Here is a 230-nt window from a genome sequence, read left to right as displayed (position 1 = left end):
CAAGCTCATTTCTCGCGCTCTTGCCTATCATTTTTCGATCAGCGCGCGGCACAACACGCATCACGCCTCCGCGCTTCCGCCCACCGTCCTTCGGAGCCCGTCGATGAACCTGCAACGTTTTCCCCGCTACCCGCTCACGTTCGGCCCGACGCCGATCCAGCCGCTCAAGCGCCTGAGCGCGCACCTCGGCGGCAAGGTCGAGCTGTATGCAAAGCGCGAGGACTGCAACA

1 pseudogene is annotated in these 230 nt (G+C 63.5%); it reads left to right on the top strand.

Features of this window, described 5'->3' with window-relative positions:
* Window positions 1-103: 103 nt before the first annotated feature.
* Window positions 104-230: pseudogene (locus tag SB751_RS35915) on the top strand (aminocyclopropane-1-carboxylate deaminase/D-cysteine desulfhydrase family protein); the annotation flags it as partial.

It is taken from the genome of Cupriavidus sp. SIMBA_020, from assembly GCF_046535395.1.
GTDB classification, from domain to species: Bacteria; Pseudomonadota; Gammaproteobacteria; order Burkholderiales; family Burkholderiaceae; genus Cupriavidus; species Cupriavidus campinensis.
This window is presented reverse-complemented; position numbering and strand designations above follow the sequence as displayed.